Genomic DNA, 24,547 nt, shown 5'->3' with positions numbered 1-24,547 from the left:
GGGATAAGCTCGGTCGATTACTCGGCCTGGGCTGCCTGGATACCGGTCAGGGCGATGGTGTAGACGATGTCGTCCACCAGGGCGCCACGGGACAGGTCGTTGACCGGCTTGCGCATGCCTTGCAGCATCGGGCCGATGGAGACCAGATCCGCGGAGCGCTGTACCGCCTTGTAGGTGGTGTTGCCGGTGTTCAGGTCCGGGAACACGAACACGGTGGCTTTACCGGCAACCGGTGAGTTCGGTGCCTTGGACTTGGCCACGTTCTCCATGATGGCCGCATCGTACTGCAGCGGGCCATCGATGATGAGGTCAGGGCGCTTGGCCTTGGCCAGCTCGGTGGCTTCACGCACTTTCTCTACATCGGCGCCGGCGCCGGAGGTGCCGGTGGAGTAGGAGATCATGGCGACGCGCGGCTCAATGCCGAAGGCGGCAGCGGAGTCGGCGGACTGGATGGCGATCTCGGCCAGCTGCTCGGCAGTGGGATCCGGGTTGATCGCGCAGTCACCGTAGACCAGTACCTGGTCCGGCAGCAGCATGAAGAAGATGGAGGAGATCAGGGAAGAACCCGGAGCGGTCTTGATGATCTGCATCGGCGGGCGGATGGTGTTGGCAGTGGTGTGCACCGCGCCGGATACCAGGCCGTCAACTTCATTGCGCTCCAGCATCATGGTACCCAGTACCACGTTGTCTTCCAGCTGTTCGCGGGCAACCACTTCGGTCATGCCCTTGTTCTTGCGCAGCTCGACCAGACGGGCCACATAGCGCTCGCGCACGGCAACCGGGTCGATGATCTCGACGCGGTCGGTCAGTACCACGCCCTGCTGTTCGGCAACGCGACGGATCTCTTCCGGGTTGCCCAGCAGGACCGGACGGGCGATGCCACGCTCGGCACAGATGGCGGCAGCCTTGATGGTCCGCGGCTCTTCCCCTTCCGGCAGCACGACGCGCTTGTTGGCCTGACGGGCCAGTTCGGTCAGCTGGTAGCGGAAAGCCGGCGGGCTCAGGCGACGGGAGCGGGTGGACTTGGCGGAGAGAGACTCGATCCAGTGCTTGTCGATGTGGCCGGCCACATAGTCCTGCACCAGCTCGATCCGCTCGCGGTCATCTTCCGGAATGTCGACGTTGAAGTTCTGCAGGCTGACCGCAGTCTGCCAGGTGTTGGTGCCGGTGATCATGATCGGCAGGCCGGTGGCCATGGCCTGTTGGCACAGCGCCATCACCTGCGGTTCCGGGTGGTAGTTGCCGGTCAGCAGCAGGGCGCCCAGCTTGACGCCGTTCATGGCAGACAGGCAGGCGGAGACGATGACGTCGGAGCGGTCGCCGGAAGTGACCAGCAGGCTGCCCGGACGGAAGTGCTCGATCATGTTGTGGATGGAGCGGGCACAGAAGGTCACGGTCTGCAGGCGACGGCTGTCCAGCTCACCCTTGTGCAGGATCTTGGCGGCCAGGTGCTTGGCGAGATCCTTGGCGCGCGGGGCGATCAGCTGGGTATTCCAGGGGATGCAGCCGAGGATGCGCAGCGGGCTCTTGCCGAATACCTGCAGCACTTCCAGGTTATGGGCGGCGTCGGAGGTGTGGTGGTGGGCCTCGAACATCTCGGTCAGGTCGGGGCGGGTCACGCCATGCTCGTCAACCGGTGCACCCACCTTGTTGATGACGCAGCCAACGATGCGGGGGTTGTTGACGCCACCGAAGTTGGAGCAGGCGAGCTCGATGCGCTCTTTCAGCTTCTGGCTGGAGTCGTTGCCCGGATGGGTCACGAACACCATGTCGGCGTCCAGCGCCTTGGCGACGTCGTAGTTCAGCTTGTTGGCAAACGGCTGCTTGTCGGTCGGCACCATGCCTTCGATGACCAGCACTTCGGCACCGCTGGCTTTCACGTGCTCTTCGAAGCGGGCCACGATCTCTTCCAGCAGGATATCGGTGTTGCTGGAGGTGATCATGTTCTCGGCGTAGGAGAGGGCGAACGGCTCGGGCGGGTTGATGTTGGCAGCGGCGCGGATCACGGCGGTGGAGCGCTCGGTACCGGTTTCACCCGGACGCGGCTGAGCGACCGGTTTGAAGAAGCTGACATTGACACCGTGACGTTCCATGGCGCGAACAACGCCAAGGCTCACGGAAGTTACGCCGACACCAGTGCCGACCGGGATAAGCATAATAGTGCGTGCCACTTTATACCCCTTGTTCATTTTTGGGATCAGGAAAAGGCCGCCCTTGGGCGGCCTTGCTCTACAGCGAAATTATGCGCCAACCAGTTCCAGCGCGTCGTGGGCGATGACCCACTCTTCATTGGTCGGGATAACCAGGGCTTTGGTGGAACCAGCCTTGGTGATCTCGCCACCCTTGCCGAAACGAGCCTTCAGGTTGGCGTCGTGATCGACGTCGAAGCCCAGCAGACCCAGTTTGTTCAGGGTGATTTCACGGATCGGGGCGGAGTTTTCACCGATACCACCGGTGAAGACCACGGCGTCCAGACGACCGTCCATGGCGGCGGCGTAGGCGCCGATGTACTTGGCCAGGCGATAGCAGTAAACGTCCATGGCACGCTTGGCTTCTTCTTTGCTGTCGTAGTTGTCTTCAACGAAACGGCAGTCGGAAGTCACTTCGGTCAGACCCTGCAGGCCGGACTCTTTGGTCAGCATGGTGTTGATGTCGGCCACGCTCATGCCCAGTTTGTCGTGCAGGAAGAAGATGATGGCCGGATCGATATCACCGGAACGGGTACCCATCACCAGGCCTTCCAGCGGGGTCAGGCCCATGGAGGTGTCGACGGATTTGCCGTTCTTGATGGCGCAGACGGAACCGCCGTTGCCCAGGTGGCAGTTGATGATGTTCAGCTCTTCCACCGGCTTGTTCAGCTGCTTGGCGGCTTCCAGGCTGATGTAGTAGTGGCTGGTGCCGTGGGCGCCGTAGCGACGGATGCCGTTCTCTTTGTAGAGCTTGTACGGCAGGGCGTACAGGAAGGCTTCTTCCGGCATGCTCTGGTGGAACGCGGTGTCGAACACGGCAACGTTCTTCTCGGCCAGTGCCGGGAACACGCGACGGGCTTCACGGATACCGATCAGGTGAGCCGGGTTGTGCAGCGGCGCGTACGGTACGGCGGCTTCGATGCCGGCGATGACGTCGTCGCAGATGCGCACGGAAGAGGTGAAGCGCTCACCGCCGTGTACCACACGGTGGCCGATGGCGATCAGGTTCTTGGACAGCTCCGGGTTGAGCGGCAGGATCTTGTTGACGATGTAGTCCAGCGCTTCCTGGTGAGCGGCACCGGCGCCCAGATCGGCACTGCCTTTCTCACCGTTCAGTTTCCACTTGATGCGGGCGTCGTCGAGGTTGAAGCACTCGGCCAGGCCGGACAGCAGGTCATCACCGGTGGTTGCGTCAATGACAGCAAACTTCAGGGACGAGCTGCCACAGTTAAGAACAAGAACCAGCTTACTCATGAATAAATCCTATCGCAGATTGGGTTGTGTAGGAGGATGCGTTGGACGAGCCGTGTCCAAAAACTTTCAACTTATCCTTATGAGGGTTGGCAATCTGTTGCTTGCCCCTTGTATAGTGATACAAGACCCGAAATCCAGACGTCCCTGACAGCGCAACGGCAGGCCGTTGGCGCAAAAATTGGGCGTACAAAGGATAACCCGATTGTTGAAAAATAACAAAGTCATCCTCAACCTTTGTTATTGCGCATCAAATATTGTCGTGGTTTTGCCGTTAATACGTTCAAAAAGAGCTCGGAGGTAGCATGAGCATGAACATTTTTGGAACTAAGTTACAGCAAGGCCGTCATTATATGACCCTTTGGCCCCGCCGTCCCGAGCTTAATTCCATGTTCCCGGAGAATCGGGTGATCAAGGCCACCGAGTTCGCCCTCAAGGTCATTCCGGCGCTGGCGGTGCTCAGCGTCATGCTGCAGTTCCAGTTCGGCGAGCTGCACTACTGGCCTTCGGTCATGACCTCGGTGCTGTTTCTGCTGAGCCTGCCGCTGCAGGGCTACTACTGGCTCGGTCAGCGCGCCGATACCCGGCTGCCGCCCTCCCTTGCCAGCTGGTATCGCGAGATCAACGGCAAGATGAACGAGCAGGGCGGTCGTCGCCAACTGGTGGCTCAGCCCAGATACGAAGAGCTGGCCGATACCCTCAACGCCGCCTTCAAGCAGCTGGACAAATCCTTCCTCTACGAGTGAGGCCTGTGGCCCATGACTCGGACCAAGGCGCCTCGCGGCGCCTTTTTTATATCTGTCAGGCTGCCAGAACCTTGCGGATCTCCTGGACGGAGAGCTTGTACTGACGCGGGCACTGGCGCCAGACCGTCAGCATGCGCTGGTACTTGTCGCGCATGGCGATGTCGCTGGAGAGCTCGTCGCACGGGCACTTGAGCTCGGGGAAGCGCTTGTCCACTTCCAGCAGGAAGCAGACGTAGTCGGCCAGCTCCCGCTCCTGGCTGCGGCTGTAGCCGTTGAACTCCAGCCGGCTGGCATTGATTTCGTTCTGATCGGCCGCTTCCAGGTTGCCCCAGGAGATGGCCAGCGCGTGGTGCAGTTCCAGGGTGTCGATCACTTCCTGGCAGGTGGCCAGATCAAGATGGCCGAAACTCTTCTCCAGTTCGAGGATCTGCAGGCAGTAGCCGCGCTCGATGATGGTGCTGGCCCGTTGGTAAAACGCCGCCTTCTCCGGATTGAGTTTGGCCAGGATCTCGTACTGGTTGCTCAGGATCAGACGTTCGGTGTGGCTCATGTTCATGGGCTTTTCTCACTGGAAAATGAAACTGGGGCCACGTTAACCCATATATAAGATGAATTTTTTGATCTGGCAGGGGAGGTTGGCGAGATAGCGGGGCGGGAAATCAACGTCGGCCCTGGCTGGTTAATTAAATGTAACGGCTAGCGGCTTGCTTTCTGGCTCGCTGGCGCAACAATAAGGGCGTCATTTGGCCTGTGCCGAAAGACCCGTCACCAAGGCATCCCATCGTGGATGCAAGCCGGCGCCTTCATGACAAATGAGAACGTCGCCGCCAGTCACTTGCCTGGCAGGCGAGCCGAAGGACCGGGCATCGTGCCACCCGCAACGCGAGGCAGGCAACGACATGCGAATAAAAAAAGGGCCTGCACTTGCAGGCCCTTTCCATATCGGCGGTATCGGTATCTGGGGTTCAGCCCTTGAGCAGGTCGAGCACCACCTGATGATGATCGCTGGTCTTGAACTTGTCGAAGCGATGGCTAATCTTGCCCTCTTCGTCAATGAGGAAGCTCAGCCGGTGGATACCGTCATACTCCTTGCCCATGAACTTCTTCGGGCCCCAGACGCCAAACGCATCGGCCACCGCATGATCTTCATCGGCCAGCAGGCGGAAGTTCAGGTTGTCGCGCTCCTCGAATTTTTTCAGCCGCTTGGCCGGATCCGGGCTGATGCCGAGCACCACCACATTGAGGGCGGCCAGCTCGGCGTTGACGTCGCGCAGGCCGCAGGCCTGGGTGGTGCAGCCCGGGGTCATCGCCTTGGGATAGAAGTAGACGAGCACTTTCTTGCCGCGCAGGTCGGCAAGGCGTACCTGGTTACCGTCTTGATCGGACAGGGAAAAATCGGGGGCCAGGCTGCCAGCGGATAAAGGTTGCATGGGATCTCCTTGGATGAGCCGTCAGGCGTGTTTGTGATTGACGATGAATTCGAACGATTCTGCGCCCAGTTCACGACAGAATCCGGCGAAGGCCGTCTGCGAGCCGGCCGCCTCTCCCTGCTTGGCCAGATTGAGCTGAAAGCTGGCCTTGAGCAGGTTGAACGGCTGCTGTTCCAGGGTGATAGTCTGCATGGCCTGGATGTCCCAGCCGTGATCGCTGAAGAACTGGGTGCACTGGCTTACGATGCCCGGCTGGTCCCGGATCAGGATCTCGGCGTTGGCGCTGATGTCGTATTGCAGCGACTGGTGGCGCTCGGTGCGCTTCATCATGGTGATGAGGTCCCACTCCTGGCTGCGCAGGGGCAGGCTTATCTCGAGTTGCATCAGGCTGTTCCAGTCACCGGACAGCAGCATGATGAAGGTGAATTCATTGCCGAAGATGCCAAGACGGCTGTCGACAATGTTGCAGCCACAACCACTGACGTGGCGGGTGACCTCATTGACGATGCCAGGCCTGTCCGTGCCGATGGCCGTTACGACCAAGTAATGAGTCATAAATCTTCTCTCGTCCATTAGCGGGTTGCGAATGTGGATGCAGTGGCATAGCCCGAAGGGGCTGGCCATGGGCCACTGCCAGCGATCCTGCATGGCAACCTTGTTGAGAATCTCGTTGCAACGAGCACGGTATCGGGGTGTCACGACCAGCGTCTGGCGTGTTCCACCGCGGCTCGCGCAGTGCGGTTTTTGCCGGATGGTAACACGGCTTGCCCCTGGCCTCCCTTGTTTTTCCAAGGGGGCAGCTTTACCATAACGCCCCTGAAAATCGGGAGAAATATCCATGTTGCGCGGTAGTATTGTTGCCCTCGTTACCCCCATGCTGGCTTCAGGCGAAGTCGATTGGGCCAGTCTGGCCACTCTGGTCGACTATCATGTCAGCGCCGGGACCAGCGCCATCGTGGCGGTCGGGACCACGGGGGAGTCGGTGACCCTGAGCGAACAGGAGCACATCGCCGTCGTGGAGAAAACCGTGGCGCTGGCCGCCGGACGCATTCCGGTCATTGCCGGCTGCGGCTCCAACAATACCGCCCATGCCATCGCCCTGGCCAAGCGTTTCGCCGAAACCGGCGTGGTGGCGGGTCTCTCGGTCACCCCCTATTACAACAAACCCACCCAGGAAGGCCTCTATCGTCACTATTGTGCGATCGTCGAGGCTAGTGGTCTGCCCCAAATTCTTTATAATGTGCCCGGTCGTACCGGTTGCGATCTCAAACCGGAGACGGTAGCCAGACTGGCCAAGGTGCCCGGCATCATAGGCCTGAAAGAGGCGACCGGGGATCTGAGCCGTACGCCGCTGCTGCGCGAGCTGTGCGGCGCACAATTCGCGCTTTATAGTGGCGATGATGCCAGTGGATGTGATTTCATGCTGCAAGGCGGGGACGGAGTCATTTCGGTCACCACCAATATTGCAGCGGCCCAGATGGCCGACATGTGTCGTGCTGCGCTGGCCGGTGATGCCGGACGAGCGCACGACATCAACAATCGATTGATGCCGTTGCATCAGACTCTGTTCTGCGAACCGAGTCCTATCCCTGTGAAGTGGGCCTGTGCCCAGCTGGGATTGATTGCGACGGCCACCTTGCGTCTGCCGCTCACCGACCTCACCCCCGAGGGCGAACAGGCGATGGCGCGAGCACTGACGACTGCGGAGTTGATGGCGAGTGTTTAAAGCAAATGGAAAGGGAAATGCAGTGCGCCTGGTGCTGAGTGTGGCGACCGTTGCCGTGCTGGCAGCCTGTAGCTCACCCCAGGAACGCAAGATGGCCAACCGTGGCTTCGAGTACGAGGATGCCCGCCTTGAAGGCCGCGCGTTTCTGGTGCCGGCCGGGTTGAATACCCCCGCCTTTAACAGCAGTTTCGACATTCCGGCCCTGCCCGAGAGCAGCCGTGACGGCGCGCTGGGTGCCAAGGTTGACGTGCGTCCACCCGCCCAGCTGCTGACCGTGGTACCGGGCAGCCAGGTGGTGGCCAATGCTGGCGAACCCACCATGGCCTTCTACGCCCTCAGCACCTCCCAGAGCGTGGAGCGCGATACCTGGGCCTTCCTGATGAACTTCCTCGCCCAGTACAAGGTGACCACCGAGAAGCTGGACCAGCAGGCCGGCGTGCTGCAGACCGGCTGGTTTGACAACACCAAGGCGCTCGACGGCTGGAGTGAAGAGGACGATGACTTCGTCATTCGCCAGCGCTACCAGTTTACCCTGCGCAACGATCCCCAGCGCCACGCCGTCAACATGTCGGTACGGGTACTGGATCATGAAGAGACCGTCGATGGCGAGACCAGCAAGGAGCTGACCCCGGCGGATGCCCAGCGCTACGCGACCCGGGCCCTCAACCAGTTCTCGCTCTACTACGACAAGCAGCTCAAGTCCCGCGAACAGCACAAGGCCAACGACGGCATGGGGCTGGAACTGGGTCTGGACAACAACGAGCTGAGCGCCTGGATCGTCGATGGTTCGTTCGATCAGGTGTGGCGTCGTCTCAATCAGGTGCTGCCGGCCTACGGTTTCACCATCAAGGATACCCAGCAGTCGCTGGGCTGGATCGACGTGGAGTACGACGAGCCGGGCAGCGAATTCTGGAAGGCCAAGGGCAGCGAGCCGTTCAAGCTGGACGAAGACAAGTATCGCTTCCAGCTTGGCGAGATGGCGGGGGGCAAGACCTCCATCACCCTGTTCGACAAGGACAAGAAGCCCGTGTCGTCCGGTGTCATCTCCCAGATGTACATCAGTCTGTCCGAGGCATTCGCCAAGGGTCTGGCTGACCAAGCTGCAAAAACAGAATAGAAACAGGGGCCTTGTGCCCCTGTTTTGTTATGTAAACCCCCCACAAACAGGAAGTGTTACTTACCATGAGTCTTGCAGATCAAGTATTGGCGGTGAACGACGATTTGCCGATCCGTACCGATAAACCCGTCCATTCCGGCAAGGTGCGCAGCGTCTACTGGCTGACCGCCGCAGACAGTGCCCGCCTCATCCGCGAGAAGGGTTACGACGTGCCGGCAGATGCGCCGCTCGCCATCATGGTGATCAGTGACCGGATCTCGGCCTTCGACTGCATCTGGCAGGGCGTGGACGGGCTCAACGGCGTGCCGGGCAAAGGGGCTGCGCTCAACGCCATCTCCAGCCACTGGTTCAAGCTGTTCAAGGAGAAGGGGCTGGCCGACAGCCACATCCTGGACATCCCCCATCCCTTCGTCTGGATCGTGCAAAAAGCCCGCCCCGTGATGATCGAGGCGATTGCCCGCCAGTACATCACCGGCTCCATGTGGCGTGCCTACAAGGATGGCGAGCGCGAGTTCTGCGGCATCACCCTGCCGGAAGGACTGAAGAAGGATCAGAAGCTGCCCGAGATCCTCATCACCCCCTCCACCAAGGGCGTGCTGACCGGGCTGGACGGCGTGCCGGAAGCCGACGACGTCAACGTCTCCCGTGCCGACATCGAACGCCACTACCGGGGCTTCAACTTCAGCAAGCCGGCCGACATCGACCGCTACGAAGTGCTGCTCAAGGAAGGTTTCAGCGTCATCAGTGACGCGCTGGCCGAGCTGGATCAGATCTTCGTCGACACCAAGTTCGAGTTTGGCTACGTCAATGATGCCGCCGGCAACGAGAAGCTGATCTACATGGATGAAGTGGGTACCCCCGACAGCTCCCGCATCTGGGATGGCGCCGCCCTGCGCGACGGCCAGATCGTCGAGAAGTCGAAAGAGGGTTTCCGTCAGTGGCTGCTCAACCACTTCCCGGATCCGGACATCCTGCTCAACAAGCACCGCATGCCCGAGCGCTTCGCCCTGGCCCGCGACAACAAGTTGCCGACCGAGGTGATGATGGACATCTCCAACACCTATGTGGGGATTGCCGAGAAGATCATCGGTCAGCCGCTGGTACGCAGCGCCAATCCGAAGCAGGAGATCATCGAGGTGCTGCGCGCTCAGTACGGGCTGATCGACTGAGGCACACCGCCTTTTTTGTTGCCGTAAAAACAAACGTTTGCCACCAGCCAACTGCAAGTCGGCATGCTGGCTGCAATGGAACGGGCCCATCACGGGGCCCGTTTTTGTTGCCGTGCCGACTGGGCGGCAGCAGGGCGGCGATCAGCCGTTGACCCTGAACACCTGGCCGGTCTGCACCCCCAGTACCGACTTCTGGTAGGCCTGCGCCACCCTGGCGGCGGGCACGGAGACGAAGCCCGGGAAGAAGCTGGCGTATTTATCCATCGACTCCGTCAGCACGGTCGGGCTCACCACGTTGATGCGCAGACCCCGCGGCAGCTCGCAGGCCGCCGCCTTGACGAAGTGATCGATGGCGCCGTTGATGGTGGTCGCGCTCGCCCCCCAGTTGATGGGCTCCTCGCTCAGGATGCCGCTGATCAGGGTGATGGAGCCTTTGTCGTTCAGGTGGGGGATGGCGGCCCGGGTCAGGTTGATCTGGCCCATCAGCTTGCTCTGAAGCCCCACCTGCCACTGCTCGTCGGTCATCTCGGTGAGGGCGTTGAAGGCCACGCTGCCGCTGGCCACCACCAGCGCATCGAACTGGCCCAGCTTGGCGAACAGCGCCTTGATGGAGGCGGGATCGCGCATGTCGACCGTGGCGTCCCCCTGGCGGTGACCGACCCGGATCACCTGGTGGTCTTTAGCAAGCAACTCACTGACGGCGGAGCCGACGGTGCCGGAGGCACCCACAATCACAATCTTCATCTGTTTCACTCCTGGTTGGGATGTGTTGATTCTAGCGCGATGAAAAGAGAGAAAAAGCGCGTAAAATAAACGCATTGTTTCCATATTGGAGCTAATGAATGGACATCTCCCACCTGGCCAGTTTTTATGAGGTGGTGCAAAAGGGCAGTTTCTCGGCCGCAGCCGACAGCCTGGGGGTGAGCAAGGGGATGCTGAGCCGTCACGTCAGCGCACTGGAACCGACCCTCAATGCCCAGCTGTTGCAGCGTACCACTCGCCGACTCAGCCTCACCGAAGCGGGCCGGACCCTCTATCAGCAGGCCGGCGAGATCTTCGCGCTGGCGCGCCAGGCGGAGCAGGATATCCAGGCGCTGACCGAGGAGGATGGCGGCCGGCTGCGCTTCACCTGCCCGGTCAGTACCGGCGATCGCATGGTGAACGATCTGCTGGCCCGCTTTGCCGAGCTCTGTCCCGGCGTCCAGGTCGAATTGAACTTCACCAACGCCATGATCGACATGAGCCAGGGGGAGCACGACATCGCCCTGCGCGCCATGAGCAGCATTCCCGACAACCTGGTGGCGCTGCCGCTCGGCAGACTCAAGGACGTGGTGGTGGCAAGCCCCGCCCTGCTGGCGCGGGAGGGGATCCCCGCTACCCCTTATGAGCTGGGCGGGCGGCCCTGTCTGCTGCAGGGTCACAACCCGGCCTGGGAGCAGTGGCACTTTCGCAAGGGAGAGGAGGAGGCGCACATCCTGGTGCAGGGCAAGGTGCGGGCCAACCACTACAGTACCGTGCTGCAGCTGGCTCGGGCCGGCATGGGTTACGCCAAGTGTCCGCTGATGCTGGTGGAGCCCTGGCTGGCGCAGGGAGATCTGGTCACCGTGCTGGCGGAGTGGCAGACCGGGTTGCACCCGCTGCACGTGCTGCACGCCCAGCAGCGGCGGGTGCCGCGCAAGATCCGGCTGTTCAAGCAGGTGTTGGCCCAGTGGTTTGCCGAGCGACCTCACTATCTGCTCTGAGCCCTCGTTATTTTTCTGTCATCTTCGGCTGCTAGCCTGCGCCCATCAACGCGAACAGGAAGATGAGCAAATATGAAGGGTTATCGGTACGGGCGTGGGGTATCGCTGCTGTGGGCAGCGCTGGGCATGAAGATGGTGCTGGGCAGTGCGGCTTGGGCGGCCGTCGAGGTGAGGGTACCGGCGGATTTCCAGATCCTGGCGGTGAGTGCGGGCACGTTGCACGACGAGCAGCATGCCACTCTGCCGGATGGGGAGCAGCAGTTGCTGGTGCGTTATGAAGGGGTGATCCCGAGCCGCAGCAGCAGCGAGAATGACCGCCAGTTGCGCTCCGCGCCGCAGGTGTTGCGTTATCAAGCCAGTCAGCAGCAGGTACGACTGGTCGCCAACTTGCTGAGCGATGAACGGGGCATGGCGCAGTATGCCGAGTCTCCCGTCATGGGGCTGCAGGCCGGTGGCCAGAGCATTGCCAGCCAGCAGGATGCGCTGATCACCAGCGGCATGCTGATAGGGATGGACTGGCGGGCCAAGCTGGTCGAATACAACCAGAGCGGCGGCAAGGTGGCATTGAGCACGGTCGTGCCTGTCACCGCAACCACCGCTGCGGTTGAACCGGTGGCGGCCAGCGCGCTGGAGGGCCAGTTGCAACAACTCTTCCTCAAGGCCGACCCCGCGCTTCGCAAGCGCTTTGTCAGCTGGGCCGTGCCGCGACTTTAAGTTTGCGGCCCGTTGCAGTAACGTGGGGGCTCTCATCGTGCATCGCGCCCACCTTACGTCAACGAGGTCTTCATGTTTGAACTGCACAGCCGCCTGCAGGCAGATACCCGCCTGCTCGGCGATCTGCCCCTTTGCCGCGTCCTGCTGGCCAAGGACAGCCAGTATCCCTGGCTGATCCTGGTGCCGAGAGTGGCCAATCTGCGGGAAATTCACCACCTGGCACCGGCGCAGCAACAGCAGCTGATGGAGGAGTCCTGCGCGGTCGCCACCCTGATGGAGCAGGCGCTGCGGCCGGACAAGATCAACGTGGCGGCGCTCGGCAATCTGGTACCCCAGCTGCATCTGCATCATGTCGCCCGTTTCAGTACCGACAAGGCCTGGCCCGGTCCCATCTGGGGGGCTCACCCCTCCGTGCCCTATGAGGAAGCCGCATTGCTGGCAGAGGTGGCCAGCTGGCGTCTCAAGCTGGCCAATCTGGCCGGATTCAGTCCGCTTGGCACTGACAATTGAATCAACTGAGAGGCGGCTCGCTATTTCGAAGCCCAAGCCGCGCTATCTGTTAGAGTTATGGTATAGATAAGCCCATTTTCGATGTTCAGGAAGGTCCCATGATAGTGACAAGAGCCGACAACGATACCGTATTGACCACAGAGGACGTGCTGCTGAGCCTGTGCCATTCGGTCACGGATGTATTGAGTGCGGCAACCCAGAGTCAGGTGCGTTTCTCCGGCATGGTGCAGCGGATCAGCAAGACCTGCCTCAAGCCGGATATCGGCTGCTTCGTGCTGTTTGACGGCGGCTTCTCCGGCCTGGTGGTGATCAACTTCTCCGCCTCCGCCGCCATGGAGCTGTACGAGAGCTACATGCTCAGCATGGGGCTCTCCAAGGAAGATCTCGCCATCTCCCATACCTCGGACGAGGTGAGCAACGTCATGGGCGAGCTGATGAACCAGATCGTCGGCAGCTTCACCGTCAAGGTCGGCCGGGATCTGCAGACCCACATCACCCAGAACCAGCCGAAGATGCTGGCCCTCAACAAGCAGGTGATGCTGAGCGTCGATACCAACCTCGACAGCCCGGAGTCGCGCCGGGTCACCTTCTTCACCGCCCGCAACAACATCTTCTATCTGGAGCTGGCGATGGACAAGACCGAGTTCATCCGCATCCACAACGACGGCATGGATCAGGAGGAGCTGGATCCGGATGCCCTGATCGCCCAGACCAAGCGCGAGGCTGCCCAGCCGGCTCCGGCCGCCGCTCCGGTGGCCAACGATCACGACGATCTGCTCGATTCGCTCGGGATCTGATGACCGCATAGGCCGTTGCAAATGACGAGGCCACCCATGGGGTGGCCTCGTTTGTTGGTGAGGGTCGGGTTTAGAAGTTGTAGAGCAGACCCGTGCTGAAACGGGTGGACTGGCTGTCGTAGAAGTTGATGTCCGAGTCGGCGCTGGCATAGGCGGCGGTGAAGGTCGCGGCGAGGGCGTTGACACCAAACAGGTTGTGCCAGAAGAAGGTGCCGTTGATGGCGAATTCGTCGGCATCGGCGCGCTGGCCGAAGATGGGGTTCGCCTCGTCATACTTGCGCTTGCCGGTATAGAGGTTGCTGACGAAGGACCACTGGGGGCCGCGCTTGGCATAGGTCAGCTTCAGGCCGGTGTTCTTGAAACTCTCGGCGCTGCCGTCAAGGCGGGCCTGCTTGTAGACGATGGCTGGCTCCAGCAGCTGATTGCCGCCAAAGTGCCACTGGTAGGAGAGCTCCATGTCGTGCATCTTGCCGTTGCGATCCAGCATGTCGGCGTAGTGGGTGCCGTGGCTCTGGTCATACTGCTGGCCGCTGCGCTCCTCATCCATGTCCACTTCTCGGGTGGTCAGGTTGCCGTAGAAGTTGCTGCCCCAGATCTTGTCCCAGGCAAAACGCGCCCCTTTTGATTTCACATCGGTGGAGCTGCGATCCACCCCGGTGGCGAAGGGATCGCTCCACAGCTCGACCGGCATGACGTTGAACACCAGCGAGGTGGCGACAATACCCTTGTCACCCATCTCCTGGCGCAGGCCGAGCTGCTGGGTGAAGTCGAAGCGCACCGCGTCCTGGATCAGGTTGCCGAGGAAGATCTGGGTACGGGTATCGGCAAAGGTGTAGCGGATATCGGCGTTGAGCAGCGGCGTCAGGCCGCTCTCGCTGTCAGGCGAGCCGAGGTCATTGATGCGACTGTGGTTGTCATCGCCGGCATAGAAGTTGGACTTGTAGCTGACGGCGTTGACCCCGCCCAGCAGGAAACCGGACCAGCCGGACTGCTTGGGGATCTCGCCCAGATCGGCGTGGGCGGCATTGGCTGCCAGCAGGCCAAGACTCAGCAGGGTGAGATTACGCATCGATGAGACTCCTGAAATATCAGTTGGTTGAATTGAACGGCCGAACATTATAGCCAGCCAGGCTTAACCCGGGCTGACCGAATTGACTCCGGCATGCTACCCCAGCGGGCGGAGGAGGTTAACCGATAATTTATCGTGCGACGGCACAAGAGTTCGGCGCGCCGTGCTGGTATTCTGTTCGGCGAATATCGGGGAGAAAACAATAAGATGAAACAAATCAAATCCTGGGCGCAATATTACGTCGACCTGATGACCAAGCTGGGACTGGTGCGCTTCAGCATGTTCCTGGCCACCGGCATCATAGTGCTGGCCGTTTCGATCCAGATGGGGGTCACCCTGTTCCTGCGCGGCACCGTGGACATCGTCGACCTGGTGCGCTCGGTCTTCTTCGGCCTGCTGGTCACTCCCTGGGCCGTCTATTTTCTCTCCATCGTGGTGGATCAGCTGGAGGATTCCCGCCAGCGGCTGACCCGCATGGTGCGCAAGCTGCAGGACATGCGCGAGCGGGATCTCGAGCTCAACAGCCAGCTGCAGGAGAACATCAGCCGCCTCAACGCCCAGATCGCCGAGACCAACCGGGCCGAGACCCTGCGCCAGCAGGCCATCGAGGATCTGGAGAACGAGGTGTTCCAGCGCGAGAAGGCCCAGCTGCATCTGGGGGAGCGCACCGCCCTCTTGCGCTCCTTCATCGACTGCTCCCCCGATCTGGTCTACTACCGCAACGAAGACGAGCAGTTCTCCGGCTGCAATCGCGCCATGGAGGAACTCACCGGCAAGGTGGAGGCGGAGCTCATCGGCTTGACCCCGTTCGATGTCTACAAGCACGACATCGCCAGCAAGGTGGTGGAGACTGACAAACAGGTTTTCGCCCAGAACGAGCCGCTCACCTATGAACAGTGGCTGGAGTACCCAGACGGTCGCAAGGCCTACTTCGAGCTGCGCAAGGTGCCCTTCTTCGATCGCTTCGGCAAGCGGCTCGGCCTGCTCGGTTTTGGTCGCGACATCACCGAGCGCAAGCAGTATCAGGACAAGCTGGAGAAGGCGAGCCGCGACAAGACCACCTTTATCTCCACCATCAGTCACGAGCTGCGCACCCCGCTCAACGGTATCGTCGGCTTGAGCCGGATGCTGATGGATACGCCGCTCGATCCCAAGCAGCACCAGCAGCTCAAGACCATTCACCTGAGCGCGGTGACGCTCGGCAACATCTTCAATGACATCATCGATCTCGACAAGCTGGACCGGCGCCGGCTGGAAATCGCCCCGACCCCCATCGATCTGCCTGCCTTCCTCGACGAGCTGGAAACGCTGTCGCGCATCCAGGCGGAGCAGAAGGGGCTCTATCTGCATTTCGACCGGGATGGCGACGTGCCGCAGTTCGTGATGGCGGACGGGACCCGGTTGCGCCAGGTGTTGTGGAATCTGGTGGGCAATGCGGTCAAGTTCACCGACGAGGGGGGGGTGACGGTGCGCTGCCTCACCCACCCGGCCGACACGCCGGGCAAGCTGGCGCTGCACTTCGAGGTGGAAGACACCGGGGTAGGCATTCCCCGCGCCCAGCAGGAGAAGATCTTCGCCATGTACTATCAGGTGCAGGGCAAGAAGCACGCCACCGGCACCGGCATCGGGTTGGCGGTCTCCCGCCAGCTGGTGCAGGCGATGGGCGGCCAGCTCTACGTGGACAGCGATCCGGGCGAGGGCGCCTGCTTCACCGCCGAGCTGGAGGTGGACTGCGTCGCCGCCCAGACGCCCGCAGCTGAGCCCGAGATGCCCTGCCTCGATATCCTGCTGGTGGAGGACGTCGAGCTCAACGTAACCGTGGCCTGCGCCCTGCTCAACAAGCTGGGCCATGAGGTCAAGGTGGCGCGGGACGGCGCCCAGGCGCTGGCCATGGCCAATCCCGACGATTTTGATCTGATCCTGCTGGATATCCAGCTGCCGGACATGACCGGCTTCGATGTGGCGGAACAACTGCTCGCCCGTTACGGCGACAGCCTGCCGCCCATGGTGGCACTCACCGCCAACGCCACCGGCGATCGCCAGTACTACCGGGATCACGGCATGCAAGATGTGATCAACAAGCCGCTCGGCTCGAAAGCGGTGCGGGAGGTGATTGGCCACCTGTTTGCCGATCTGGCCGAGGATGAAGCGGACGAACAGGCGGATGCGGACAGTCAGGATGCGCTGCTGGACTTGCCCTTCCTCACCGATTATGCCGATACCGTGGGCAAGCAGGTGCTGATCTCCAGCGTCGAGCTGTTCGAGAAGATGATGCCCGACTACATGGCGGTGCTCGACTCCAACATGATTGCCCGGGATCAGGCCGGCGTGGTGGAGGAGGCGCACAAGATAAAAGGGGCCGCAGGTTCCATCGGTCTGCGCCGGCTGCAGCAGCTGGCTCAGCTGATCCAGAGCCCGGATCATCCCGCCTGGTGGGAGAACGTGGAAGACTGGATCGAGTCGCTGCGCCGCGAATGTCCGGGTGACATCGCCCGCTTGAAGCGCTGGCTGCTCTCGTAGATGCGAGCCGCAGGCAAGGAGCCGCAACATGTATAGCCGTTTGATTACCCCCGAGCGTATCCATCGCTGGGGTGACGAAGATCTGCTGGAGGCGACTGAGCAGGATCGCGCCCGCATCGTGCAGGCGGCGCCGGTGCGTCGGCTGCAGCAGAAGACCCAGGTCTTTCCGCTCGACGTGAAGGCCTCGGTACGCAGCCGTCTCACCCATTCGCTGGAGGTACAGGAGACCGGCCGCCAGATCAGCCGCCGCGTTCTGGCGGCCCTGCCGGCGGGGTCGGTGTGTGAGGGGGCCTTCATCAATCTGGTAGAGATGTCCTGCCTGTTGCACGACGTCGGCAACCCACCGTTCGGTCACTTTGGCGAGCAGGTGATGAGCCAGTGGCTGGCGCAGGCGCTGGATGGGTTGTTTGCCGAGGCCCTTGGCAGCGCACCCAGCCCGCAGTGGGCAACGCTGCGCCAGGATCTGCTGGTGTTTGACGGCAATGCCCAGAGTCTGCGGCTGGTGCACAGCCTGCACGAGCTGAATCTGACCCTGGGGCAGCTGGCGGCACTGTGCAAGTACCCGCAGCAACCCCTGCACGGCGGTCAACATCACGGCTGGGCCAGCAAGCGCGGCATCTTCTTCAGTGAACAACCCCTCTACCGTGCCCTCGGTCAGAGCCTGGGGTTGGCACCCGGCTGCCGTCATCCGCTGGTCTACATCATGGAGGCGGCCGATGACATCTCCTACTGCATCGCCGATCTCGAAGATGCGGTGGACCGGCGCATCCTCAGCCTGAGCGAGCTGCAACAGGCGCTGCGACTGGCCGATGACGGCGCCTACATGGCCGGTTTGCTGGCGGAGGCGACCGCCTCGGGCAGGGGCTTTTTCCCTCACTTTCGCCAGCAGCTGACCCGGGATCTGGTGGAGCTGGCCGCTCACACCTATGTGAGCGAGCACCCGCAGATCCTGAGCGGTGCCTATCCCCAGGCCCTGCTGCACGGTCAGGCACCGGCGGCGCGGGTGCTCGATACCCTCAAACAAGTGGCTCGCGAGCTGGTGTTCATGCGGCCCGAGGTAGAGGCGCTGGAGCTGGAGGGTTATGCCGCCCTGCGCGGTGTTCTATCCACCTATGCCTGCCTGCTGGCGTTGCCGGCCGCGCAGTTCGAGCGGCTGCTGGCCGGACAGGGGGGCAGCGAGCTGTTCTTCGCCCGCCGGCTGTTCCATCGACTGTCGGCCCGTCATCTCAAGGCATACCGGCTGGCGGTGGCCAGCCGGGATCCGCGCTTCAGCGACGGGGCGGAGCAGGAGTGGTATTTCCGGGTGCGGCTGCTGCTCGACTACGTGAGCGGCATGACGGATACCTATGCGCTGGAGGAGTTCCGGCTGTTGTCCGGGATCTGAGCCAGAGCGGCATGGGTTTGCCTGTGCCTGTGCCGGATGAGTATTGATAGATGACTCACCTCCCCATATGGGGGGTGAGGTTCTTGTATAAAATTCGGTCTTTTTTTAGACTGTGGCAACTTGTTCAACTTTCACTCGGTAAGGAGACGGATATGCAACATTCAATGCTAAACGTTGCGTTCGACCGCTGCATCAGCAGCGCGAAGACTCGTGCTCTTTTTCTGCCGCGTGGAGGAAACAGGTAACACCTGCTTTTTCATCACCCGCGGTTGTCCCGCAGGGTGATCTCTTCTCTCCGGGGGAACCGCACGTTCAACTGGAGAATATTATGTCTATCGAACTGACCCTGCTGCGCACCGTCGAAACCCTGGTCCAGAAACGGATTACCCGGCTGGAGCGTCGTGTCAGCTACCTGCATCTGTCGCCTGCTCTGCTCAAGGACATCGGTCTGGAAGGGCAAAATGTGCAGATCGCCCACATCCGTGAGCGGGAATATCAAACCGGCTTCCGACTCGGGAACCGAATAACCTGACAAGAGGGGGTCTTGGCCCCCTTCTTGCTAGAAAACGGCAGGCGTGAGCCTGCCGTTTTTCGTATCCGGACGAGTTCTGTTACGAATTTCTATTCGCACATTTTGCCAAAATCCCTATGATCGCTCTCCAAGCCGTTCAGGAGTTACCCATGCTGCGCCTCTGCTATCGCGCCATTTTGTTGTGCTGGTTTACCTGCTGGAGCCTGGTGGCTGCGGCAGCAACCTCCCTGGACAAGGATCAGCTGGGGCTGGCGGAGCGGCTCTGGCTCGCCTCGCGCAGTGACCTGGTGGTCGGCATGCCGTCGGTGGCCTGGCCGCCCTACATCTATGCCAATAGCCGGGGTGGCTTCAGCGGCCCGCTCGACGATTTTGCCACCCTGATTGCCGGCCGGTTGGGGCTGACCGTGCGCTACAAGACTTACCCCTACTATGCCGGCGCCCAGCAGGCTTTGCTCGATGGTGAGGTGGACATGCTGATCGGGGTGACACCGAGCCAGTCACGTCAGCAGAAGATGCGCTTTACCTCGGATCTGATGACCCTGCCGCGCGCCGTGTTGCTGGCGCGAGAGGAAGGGGAGCCGACTCTGGCGACGGCGCGCCAGCTGCGCTGGGTGTGCGAGCATGGTTTCAGTTCCTGTGAGGAGCTGGCGGAGCTTGGCATGACCCAGCTCACCGAGGCGGACAGCAGTGACGAAGCGGTCTTCATGGTGAAGAAGGGGCTGGCGGATGCCTATCTCTCCGATCTGCCCTCTCTGGTTCGTCTGCAGCGCCTGCAGCAGCAGGCCGGGCTCAAGGTGATGACCCCGGAGTGGGTGACGGACACCTCGCTGGCCATGGCGGTGGGGCCCGACAACCAGGGGCTGCTCGGTCTGCTGGAGCTGGCCCTCAACGACATTCCGCTGGATGAGCGGCGCCGTATTCTGGAGACCGGCGGAATAGTTGACTACGAGCTGGCCAACGGTCCCCGCCAGATCGTGTTCAACCAGAGCGAGCTCGACTGGCTGGCCCGCCATCCGACCCTGCGTTTCGGGGTGGCGCCGGACTGGCCGGCGGTGAGCGAGATCGACGGCAATGGCCAGCTCAAGGGGTTCATCGCCGACATGCTCAAGCTGGTGAGCCTGCGCTCCGGCCTGCAATTCACCCTGGTGCCCACCAGCAGCTGGGCCGAGACCCAGGTGCTGTTTCAGGCGCGCAAGCTGGACTTTCTGCCAGCCATCACGCCGACCGCGGAGCGGCGTCAATACTCCCTGTTTACTCCCGACTACGCCTTCATCCACCGGGTGATCGCCGCCAGACAGGGGAGCGAGGAGCTGGACAACCTCAACGAGCTCAAGGGGCGACGGGTGGGGATCGTCGGCGGCTCGGTGGAGGAGCTGGTGCTCAACGAGGTGGGGGCCCATCCGCTGACGGTGAGCAGCGATACCAAGCTGTTGCCACTGCTGGACGGGCATCAGGTCGACTACGTGCTGATGAGCATGACCACCCTTGAACAGGCGCTGCAAAAGGGGTTCAACAACCGCTATCAGGTGGTGTTCTCCGGCAACGAGCTGCGGGTGCCGGTCGCCATGGCGGTGCACCAGCAGGACCCCATGCTGCAGCAGATCCTCACCAAGGTGCTGCTCTCCATCCGCCCGGAAGAGATGACCAAGCTGGAGCACAAGTGGCTGGCTCTGACCATCCAGACCGGCATCAACCCTGCCACTGTGGCGCTCTGGTCCGCGGTCGGCGTGGGCGCTTTCCTGCTCTGCGTGCTGCTGTTCATGGGCTGGAACCGGACCCTGCGCCGCCAGATAGTGCAGCGCAAGCTGGCCGAGCACAAGTTAAGCGAGCAGCTGACCTTCGTGCAGACCCTGCTCAACTCGCTGCCCAACATGGTGGTGCTGCGGGATCGCGAGCAGCGCATCACCCTCTGCAACCAGGCCTATCGGGATGCCTTTATCGGTGAGCTGACCCGGGATGATGGCGACGATCTGGACCGCATGCCGGCCAGAGAGCGGGAACGGGTGCTGCGCGAAGAGTTGGGGGTATGGCAAAGCGGCGAACAGCTGGAAGGGGCGGGCAACAGCCGCCGTCAGGATGGCGCCATGTTCCACGTCATCTACACCAAGCGCCCCTATCGCTCGCCAAAGGGCGACATGCTGGGGGTACTGACGGTGCTGACCGATGTGACCCGCATCAAGGAGGCCGAGGCGCGGGCCCGCAAGGCGGAGACCCGGCTCACCCAGATCACCGACAGCATGCCGGGCATCGTCTATCAGTACCTCTGGCTCGGTCCCGGCAAGGGGCGTTTTCTCTATGCCTCGCAGGGGGCGAGCGAGATCCTGGGGGCCAGCCGGCAGGAGATATTGTCGGCCGAGTCGGGCGGCGAGGTATTCGGCTTTACCGAGGAGGCTCTGCAGGATTTCGTCAGCAAGGTGGCCAATCATGCCGAAACCCTGGCCCCGCTCGATCTGGAAGTGCGGGTGGAGCGGCCTGAGGGTGCCCGCTATCTGCAGGTGCGCGGCAGTTTCGTGCCGCAGGAGGAGGGGCACCTGATCCTTAACGGGGTGATCCAGGACATCACGGCCCTCAAGCATCAGGAGCACGACCTGAGGGAGGCGCGCGCCTATGCCGAGCAGGCGATGCAGGTGCGCAGCCGTTTCCTGGCCACCATGAGCCACGAGCTGAGGACCCCCATCTCCGGCATGCACGGCATGCTAGAGCTGCTGCAGATGAGCGAGCTGAACGACGACCAGCGCTATCTGCTGCGCAACGTGGTGACCTCCACCAACAACCTGCTCTATCTGGTCAACGACGTGCTCGATTTCTCCAAGATAGAGGCGGGCCAGCTGCAGTTGCACTATCAGGATTGCCGCCTTGCCTCCGTCATCTGCGACGTGATCCGCGGTCACGCCACCCTGGCCCATGGCAAGGGGCTCAAGGTGACGCTGGAGTGGGCGCCGGAGGTGCCGGATCAGGCCCGCATCGATGCGGTGCGGGTGGGGCAGGTGCTCTCCAACCTGCTCAACAATGCGGTCAAGTTTACCGAGCGGGGCGAGATCCGCATTCAGGTCAGCTTTGAGAAGGAGCGGCTCGCCATCGCGGTCAGCGACACCGGCATCGGCATTGCCGAGGACAAGCAGGATCGCCTGTTTACCCCGTTCGAGCAGGTGGAGTCCGACATAACCCGACGCTTCGGTGGTACCGGGCTCGGCCTTGCCATCTGCCACCAGCTGGCCCAGAAAATGGGGGGCACGCTGGTGCTCGAGAGCAAGCCGGGGCACGGTACCCGACTCACCTTCGACTTCCCGCTGGCGGCGTGTCAGTGGGATGCCCCGCCGCTGGCAGGCCACGATTGGTGGCTGTTTGGCGAGGATGCGGCCCTGCAGAGCGCGATGCAGCGGCTGGGGGCCAGGCTGCATCGTCTGGATCCACAGCAGTGGCAGCAGCCGGTGAGTGGTTTGTTATTAGCAGAGGAGAGCTGGCTCGAGCAGGCCCTGGGCAGCGAGTGGCTGGCACATTTGCAGCGCTCGGCCCTCAAGGGCATAGTGCTCTCCCCGCAGGAGGCCCTGCGCGGCCGCATGGGGTCGGGTGCCTGGTGGCGGCTGGGGCAGTCTCCGCTCTATCCCGATCTGCTGCTGGAGACCTGTCACCAGCTGCTGGGAGAGGCGGCGATCAGCCCGGTCGAAGCCAATGCCCCCAAATTGCAGGGACGGGTGCTGGTGGCCGACGATCACCCCATCAACCGTGCGCTGCTGGCTCGCCAGCTGGCGATCCTCGGGGTGGATGCCGAGGTGGTGGATGACGGTGACAAGGCCCTGCGCACCTGGCAGGGGCAGGCATTCGCCTTGCTGTTGACCGACTGCCACATGCCGGTGATGGATGGCTACAGTCTGACCCGGGCCCTGCGGGCACAGGGGGAGTCGGCTCCCGTCATCGGGGTGACGGCCGATACATCCGAAGAGGCCAGCCTGCAGATGCAGGAAGCCGGCATGAACGACATGCTGTTCAAACCCTATACCCTGGAGACGCTGCATCAGATGCTGATGCGCTGGTTGCCGGTGAGCCCTCAGACCCAGGAGCCGGACCAGCCCGCTCCGTCGGCCAGCGAGCAGGGAGAGTGCTGGATCTCGCTGTTTGGCGATGAGGCGGTGGCGCGCAGCATGGCGCGGGAGTATCTCGATTCCAATCGCCAGGACGGCGATGACATGATGCAGGCACTGGCCAGGCAGGACACCTATGCCCTGGTGGAGACGGCACACCGCATCAAGGGGGCTGCCCGCATGGTGGGGCAGCAGGCTCTGGCGGAGGAGGCGGCCCGGCTCGAAGCGGCGGCCCGCCTCAAGCAGCTGGACGAACTTACCGAGTTGAGTCAGACGGTACTGGCGCTGATGAACTCTATTACATGCGAAATTGGATTATGGCTCGATGAACAAGACACAGCATGAGTTGGTGATCATGGTGGTGGAAGACCACGCGTTCCAGCGCAAGGCGTTGATGCACCAGATCCGCGGGCTCGGTTACGGCTCCCTGCTGGAGGCGCAGGACGGGGTGGAGGCGCTGGCCATGTGTCAGCGTCATCAGGTCGACATCCTGTTTTGCGATCTGCGCATGCCGGGCATGGACGGCATGGCGCTGCTGCGTCGCCTCTCGCTGGGCGGTTTTCGCGGCGGCATCATCCTCTCGAGCGCGCTGGAGGATGACGTGGTCGAGGCCGTGCTGCGGATGAGTGCCGCCTATGGCTTGCAGGTGCTGGGGCGCATCGAGAAGCCCTCCAGCCAGCAGCAGATCAGCCAGCTCATCGGCGCCTGGCGCCCGCAGCAGGAGCGAGCCCAGGAGGAGGACGGCCACCGCCTGACCCTGGATGAGCTGAGCCTGGCGCTGGAGCAGGATCAGCTGCTGCCCTGGTATCAGCCCAAGGTGAGCTTCGGCTCCGGCCAGTGGGTCGGCATGGAGGCGCTGGCGCGCTGGCAGCACCCGGAGTACGGCCTCATCTCGCCGGCCCGCTTCATTCCGCTGGCGGAACACAACGGCCTCATCGATCAGCTGACCGAGGTGATCATCAGCAAGTCGCTGCGCGATGGCCATCTGTGGGAGCAGACCGGGCTCTCCCTCAACCTGTCGATGAACCTCTCCACCACCTCCCTCATCGAGGGGGATCTGTGCAATACCCTGATCAACCAGTGCCAGCGCTGGAGCATCAACCCGGAGCTCATCACCCTGGAGGTGACCGAGAGCTCGTTCGTGAAGGATCTGGGCAAGTCGCTGGAGGTGCTGACCCGCCTGCGCATGCACGGCTTCGGCCTCTCCATCGACGACTTCGGTACCGGCTACTCCTCCATGCAGCAGCTGGCCCTGCTGCCCTTCACCGAGCTCAAGCTGGATCGCTCTTTCGTCGATCGCTGCTTTGAGGACCCCTCCCGCTTGGCCATAATAGAGTCAAGCATCGAGCTGGCCCGCAAACTGGGGCTCAAGTCCGTCGCCGAAGGGGTGGAGGATGAACTCACCTGGCGGCTGCTGGCGCGGCTGGGGTGCGACGTGTGCCAGGGCTTCTTCTCGGCCCGGCCCATGCCGCGCGAGGAGTTGCTGGGATGGCATGACTCCTGGCGTGAACGGCTACCGGCGCTGCTCGGGGAGTGAATGTCGGGCAGGATGCCCGCAATGAAACAAGG

General features: G+C 62.1%; 20 protein-coding genes. 13 read left to right on the top strand and 7 right to left on the bottom strand.

What is annotated here, in order from left to right:
- Positions 1-17 precede the first annotated feature (17 nt).
- Positions 18-2,189 carry a phosphate acetyltransferase gene (gene pta / locus ACPW75_RS16010; RefSeq protein ID WP_017410280.1) on the bottom strand — a complete coding sequence of 724 codons (2,172 nt, stop codon included), beginning with the start codon at positions 2,187-2,189 and terminating at the stop codon, positions 18-20.
- Positions 2,190-2,240: 51 nt separating this feature from the next.
- Entirely contained in the window at positions 2,241-3,443 is a 1,203-nt protein-coding gene (locus tag ACPW75_RS16005) for an acetate kinase (protein WP_011704831.1), read from the bottom strand.
- Between the two features lie 302 nt (positions 3,444-3,745).
- Here ACPW75_RS16005 and yfbV point away from each other — a divergent pair, with 302 nt between their 5' ends.
- A complete protein-coding gene (gene yfbV, locus ACPW75_RS16000) occupies positions 3,746-4,186 on the top strand; it encodes a terminus macrodomain insulation protein YfbV (protein WP_011704832.1) in 441 nt (146 codons plus the stop codon).
- Between the two features lie 55 nt (positions 4,187-4,241).
- Here the strand turns inward: yfbV and ACPW75_RS15995 are convergent, their stop codons facing one another.
- The 3 genes from ACPW75_RS15995 to ACPW75_RS15985 all read right to left on the bottom strand — a co-directional run bounded on the left by ACPW75_RS15995 (position 4,242) and on the right by ACPW75_RS15985 (position 6,171).
- The gene (locus tag ACPW75_RS15995) at positions 4,242-4,742 is read right to left on the bottom strand and encodes a YfbU family protein (RefSeq protein ID WP_077097323.1); all 501 of its coding nucleotides are present in this window, start codon (positions 4,740-4,742) and stop codon (positions 4,242-4,244) included.
- Between the two features lie 409 nt (positions 4,743-5,151).
- Positions 5,152-5,616 carry a thioredoxin-dependent thiol peroxidase gene (gene bcp, locus ACPW75_RS15990; protein ID WP_024944312.1) on the bottom strand — a complete coding sequence of 155 codons (465 nt, stop codon included), beginning with the start codon at positions 5,614-5,616 and terminating at the stop codon, positions 5,152-5,154.
- 21 nt (positions 5,617-5,637) lie between these two features.
- Complete coding sequence (locus tag ACPW75_RS15985) at positions 5,638-6,171, bottom strand: glycine cleavage system protein R (protein WP_016349586.1); 534 nt, start codon at positions 6,169-6,171, stop codon at positions 5,638-5,640.
- A gap of 283 nt (positions 6,172-6,454) precedes the next feature.
- Between ACPW75_RS15985 and dapA the strand changes: the two genes are divergently transcribed.
- The 3 genes from dapA to ACPW75_RS15970 all read left to right on the top strand — a co-directional run bounded on the left by dapA (position 6,455) and on the right by ACPW75_RS15970 (position 9,628).
- Positions 6,455-7,342 (top strand): 4-hydroxy-tetrahydrodipicolinate synthase, encoded by an 888-nt coding sequence (dapA, locus tag ACPW75_RS15980; protein ID WP_077097327.1) that lies wholly within the window; start codon positions 6,455-6,457, stop codon positions 7,340-7,342.
- On the top strand, positions 7,335-8,459 hold the full coding sequence (bamC, locus tag ACPW75_RS15975; protein WP_011704837.1) for an outer membrane protein assembly factor BamC: 1,125 nt from the start codon (positions 7,335-7,337) through the stop codon (positions 8,457-8,459). Before dapA ends, bamC begins: the two co-directional genes overlap by 8 nt.
- Before the next feature lie 65 nt (positions 8,460-8,524).
- Positions 8,525-9,628, top strand: a complete 1,104-nt coding sequence (locus ACPW75_RS15970; RefSeq protein ID WP_179101484.1) for a phosphoribosylaminoimidazolesuccinocarboxamide synthase — start codon at positions 8,525-8,527, stop codon at positions 9,626-9,628.
- Positions 9,629-9,769: 141 nt separating this feature from the next.
- On the opposite strand, the gene ACPW75_RS15965 is transcribed toward ACPW75_RS15970, so the two are convergent.
- The gene (locus ACPW75_RS15965; protein WP_077097330.1) at positions 9,770-10,372 is read right to left on the bottom strand and encodes a short chain dehydrogenase; all 603 of its coding nucleotides are present in this window, start codon (positions 10,370-10,372) and stop codon (positions 9,770-9,772) included.
- 98 nt (positions 10,373-10,470) lie between these two features.
- On the opposite strand from ACPW75_RS15965, the gene ACPW75_RS15960 reads away from it, so the two are divergent.
- The 4 genes from ACPW75_RS15960 (at position 10,471) to ACPW75_RS15945 (ending at position 13,391) form a co-directional block, all read left to right on the top strand.
- Entirely contained in the window at positions 10,471-11,370 is a 900-nt protein-coding gene (locus ACPW75_RS15960; RefSeq protein ID WP_077097332.1) for a LysR family transcriptional regulator, read from the top strand.
- Between the two features lie 72 nt (positions 11,371-11,442).
- Positions 11,443-12,084 carry a DUF2057 domain-containing protein gene (locus tag ACPW75_RS15955; protein ID WP_179101485.1) on the top strand — a complete coding sequence of 214 codons (642 nt, stop codon included), beginning with the start codon at positions 11,443-11,445 and terminating at the stop codon, positions 12,082-12,084.
- A 72-nt stretch (positions 12,085-12,156) separates the two neighbouring features.
- The gene (locus ACPW75_RS15950; RefSeq protein WP_077097334.1) at positions 12,157-12,594 is read left to right on the top strand and encodes an HIT domain-containing protein; all 438 of its coding nucleotides are present in this window, start codon (positions 12,157-12,159) and stop codon (positions 12,592-12,594) included.
- Positions 12,595-12,692: 98 nt separating this feature from the next.
- On the top strand, positions 12,693-13,391 hold the full coding sequence (locus tag ACPW75_RS15945; RefSeq protein WP_016349593.1) for a DUF3334 family protein: 699 nt from the start codon (positions 12,693-12,695) through the stop codon (positions 13,389-13,391).
- Positions 13,392-13,461: 70 nt separating this feature from the next.
- Here the strand turns inward: ACPW75_RS15945 and ACPW75_RS15940 are convergent, their stop codons facing one another.
- On the bottom strand, positions 13,462-14,460 hold the full coding sequence (locus ACPW75_RS15940) for a DUF2860 family protein (RefSeq protein ID WP_024944318.1): 999 nt from the start codon (positions 14,458-14,460) through the stop codon (positions 13,462-13,464).
- Positions 14,461-14,667: 207 nt separating this feature from the next.
- Between ACPW75_RS15940 and arcB the strand changes: the two genes are divergently transcribed.
- The 5 genes from arcB to ACPW75_RS15915 all read left to right on the top strand — a co-directional run bounded on the left by arcB (position 14,668) and on the right by ACPW75_RS15915 (position 24,515).
- Positions 14,668-16,980 (top strand): aerobic respiration two-component sensor histidine kinase ArcB, encoded by a 2,313-nt coding sequence (arcB, locus tag ACPW75_RS15935; RefSeq protein WP_016349595.1) that lies wholly within the window; start codon positions 14,668-14,670, stop codon positions 16,978-16,980.
- A 28-nt stretch (positions 16,981-17,008) separates the two neighbouring features.
- Positions 17,009-18,364, top strand: coding sequence for a dGTPase (dgt, locus tag ACPW75_RS15930; protein WP_077097336.1), 1,356 nt, complete (start codon positions 17,009-17,011; stop codon positions 18,362-18,364).
- 328 nt (positions 18,365-18,692) lie between these two features.
- Positions 18,693-18,896: a hypothetical protein gene (locus ACPW75_RS15925; protein WP_011704847.1), complete on the top strand. Its 204-nt coding sequence runs from the start codon at positions 18,693-18,695 to the stop codon at positions 18,894-18,896.
- 149 nt (positions 18,897-19,045) lie between these two features.
- On the top strand, positions 19,046-23,323 hold the full coding sequence (locus ACPW75_RS15920) for an ATP-binding protein (RefSeq protein ID WP_077097338.1): 4,278 nt from the start codon (positions 19,046-19,048) through the stop codon (positions 23,321-23,323).
- Positions 23,304-24,515, top strand: coding sequence for an EAL domain-containing response regulator (locus tag ACPW75_RS15915; RefSeq protein ID WP_024944322.1), 1,212 nt, complete (start codon positions 23,304-23,306; stop codon positions 24,513-24,515). Before ACPW75_RS15920 ends, ACPW75_RS15915 begins: the two co-directional genes overlap by 20 nt.
- Positions 24,516-24,547: the final 32 nt, after the last annotated feature.

This window comes from Aeromonas sp. FL131, assembly GCF_049860615.1.
In the GTDB taxonomy this organism is placed as follows: domain Bacteria; phylum Pseudomonadota; class Gammaproteobacteria; order Enterobacterales; family Aeromonadaceae; genus Aeromonas; species Aeromonas hydrophila.
This window is presented reverse-complemented; position numbering and strand designations above follow the sequence as displayed.